A 2810-nucleotide genomic window follows, 5' to 3' on the forward strand; every position below is an offset into this window, starting at 1 on the left:
TGTAAACGTCAATGAAAAAGTTTACCACTCGCTACCGAATTAGTTTACCACTTCGCTAGCGAAAAACTTTACCATTTGACCATTTTTCGCTGGTGAATAAGTTTACCAGTAGCGATACTGAAAAAGTTTACCACTAACGCTACCGAAAAAGTTTACCACCAAGTTTCTTGTTATGGGGAACACCGCAATAGCAGCATTCCCCGAGTTACTTTAGTTATAATACATAGTTTTCGAATGGCAGGTCCTCATCAAGATGAACCTTATGGGCATGAGCTTTGAAGTATTCAAAATCCTCTGTAAGCCCCTTCCATTTGATATAATCGCTCAAGTATTGATTCTCATTGGAAAGATACTTGATATCCTGATCCTGGCTATGTATGTGATCATACATTTCCTCGAGCACTTCCTTTAGCTGGTTGTAGGAAGCTTTCTTAACTTTCTGCATATTTCTTACCTCCTCTCTTTGAGGCGGTAACCTTAGCGGCATGTTCGGCACGATAAGGATGCTCTGAGTTCATGTTGAGCACATGAGATCTGAAGGTAAGTCGGTCAATCAGAGCTGTTACCATTGTTGTATTCTCAAACATGGTGGTCCACTCTGAAAAGCTTAAATTTGTTGATACTATGATGCTTTTTCTTTCAGCTCTGTCAGCTATTACCTTGAACAGTAATTCTGACTGATGTCTGTTGAATGTCAGATAGCTGAGCTCGTCGATTATAAGGAGATCTGCTTTTGATATCTGCTTCTCAAGACGGATAAGCTTGTGATTATCTTGAGCTTCTATGAGTTCATTGGATAAGTTGGCTGCAGTAAAGAACTTGACGTTCATTCCCTGCATACATGCTTTTATACCAAGAGCTATTGAAAGATGTGTCTTTCCGGTGCCAGGATTGCCTATCATTACTATGTTCTGGCGGTTATCAACAAAATCGCATGAAGCCAGTTCATTTATAAATGCTTCTGTGAGATGTTCAAATCTGCTGAAGTCCAGTTCATCAATGGTCTTCAGGTATGGAAAGTTTGCAGATTTGATTTTTCGTTGTCTGTTACTTTCCGTGCGGGCTTCGAGTTCCTGCTTCATAAGAGCGACAAGGAAGTCATCATAGCCCTGATCCTTATTGAGTTGTTTTATGACATCTGGGTACCTGTTAAAGCTTGGTACACGTAGTTGTTTAGCATATAGTTCTATTGTTTGTTTATTAACTTCATTCATCTTGGCATTACCCCGCATTTCTTGTCATAAGTTGACAGGTCTGTAGAGATTACGTTGACATCACGCTTGAAATGTATGATGTTGGACTCTGGTGTTTCCCGCAGTTGGCTACGGACTATATCTACCGTAGGTACAATACCTGGCGGGAGACTGCGCTTGATATCGAGTACCTTATCGACGCCATGATCAACGCAGAGCCTAAGGAGCTTGACCATCTCCTTGTTACCACCGGGAAGCATCTTGCCCCAGTCAAGGAGTTCCTTGTCAACAGTTGCTCTTACAGGTTTAGCCTGGAACACAGCCCTTGGCTTACGTTCCAGAAGATCAATGTAATGCTCAAGACGATATTCAGTTTTGTTCTTTCCATAGGCGCGATCATGAGTTGCTATGAGAACGCCTTTGTGATAGATATGCACTGTATTGGCATAGCCTTTTACAGTAACATCCTTCCTAAGATATTTAACAGGTACTGAGTAGTTGTTCTTATCAAATCTTACTGTTGAGTAATCACCAACAGAAGGAGTCTCAGTCTTGCTGGTATCAAACCTGTAAGTAGGAACGGAATGGAGATAGTACCTTTCAACTTCATAAGCCTCTTTAACTGAAACTGATTTAGTGGTAACCTTATGGGTGTTCATATAGTCAGTACAGGAGGCAAGGAGCTGGGCGTTTAATTCGTCGATGCTCTTTACTCTTGGCACTGGCACCATAAAGTTCTTTCTTGCGAAACCAACCAGGTTTTCAACAAGTCCTTTTTCGTTTCCACTTGCTATGTTACAGAATTCAGTTTTAAAGGCATAATGGGCAGCAAATGCTTTGTATCCATCAGTTGCTTTGGCATGTTTTCCGAAGCCTTCTTTAACAGCAACCTTGGCATTATCGAAGATAAGCCTTAAAGGAACACCGCCAAAGAAATCAAACATCTTTTGTTGGGCTTCGAGAAATGATTCCGTGTTCTGTGAGTAGTAAGCCTGAACAAAGATAGCACAGCTGTTACAGAGTCTTCCACAGAAGAACTGGACTTTGGTTTTCTGCCCGTTAATGTATGCAGTGGCTTCGCCCCAGTCAATCTGGCCGGCATCACCAGGGTCGTACTCAAGTGGAATGTCAGCCTGTGGCGAGATGTCCATTTCTGCTCTGAGCGTTTTAACCAGTTTTCTGATTGTTGATTCAGCACCTCTGAAGCCCTTTTCGAAAACAAGACGGTCATAAATGCGCTTGGCAGTGTGCCATTGTTTTGAGAGATTTTCTTTCTTATCTTCTTCAAGACAGGCACGGGCAAAATCAATCACTTCCTGAGTAACCACCTCAGAGTCCCGATGATATGGTTTCCGTTCATCAGGATGCGTATCGCCTCTGCAATACTTTTTAACGGTCTGCCGGGATATACCCAGCTTTCTGGCAATGGACCGTATGGATTCGCCGTCGTTATAGCGGCTGCGGATTTGGTAGTAGAGATCCATTTCGACTATCATCACCTTTCTCCCTTCATGATTTTTTCATACACTAAAAATCATAAAGGACTTAACTCAAGGTGGTAAACTTTTTCACTAGCGATATGGATGAAACTGGTCAACTTTTATAATAGCGTTTACA

At 41.9% G+C, this 2810-nt stretch carries 3 protein-coding genes; all 3 read right to left on the reverse strand.

Annotation, left to right across the window (positions count from 1 at the left end; genetic code table 11):
• Window positions 1-214: 214 nt before the first annotated feature.
• The 3 genes from G628_RS0110705 to istA are packed head-to-tail and all read right to left on the reverse strand — an operon-like array spanning window position 215 to window position 2689.
• A complete protein-coding gene (locus G628_RS0110705; RefSeq protein WP_022750617.1) occupies window positions 215-445 on the reverse strand; it encodes a hypothetical protein in 231 nt (76 codons plus the stop codon).
• Window positions 432-1214, reverse strand: a complete 783-nt coding sequence (gene istB / locus G628_RS0110710) for an IS21-like element helper ATPase IstB (RefSeq protein ID WP_022750616.1) — start codon at window positions 1212-1214, stop codon at window positions 432-434. The genes G628_RS0110705 and istB overlap by 14 nt, the downstream gene beginning before the upstream one ends.
• On the reverse strand, window positions 1211-2689 hold the full coding sequence (istA, locus tag G628_RS0110715) for an IS21 family transposase (protein WP_027209128.1): 1479 nt from the start codon (window positions 2687-2689) through the stop codon (window positions 1211-1213). Before istA ends, istB begins: the two co-directional genes overlap by 4 nt.
• Window positions 2690-2810: the final 121 nt, after the last annotated feature.

The sequence above is a fragment of the Butyrivibrio hungatei NK4A153 genome (assembly GCF_000424465.1).
Classification (GTDB): Bacteria; Bacillota; Clostridia; order Lachnospirales; family Lachnospiraceae; genus Butyrivibrio; species Butyrivibrio hungatei_A.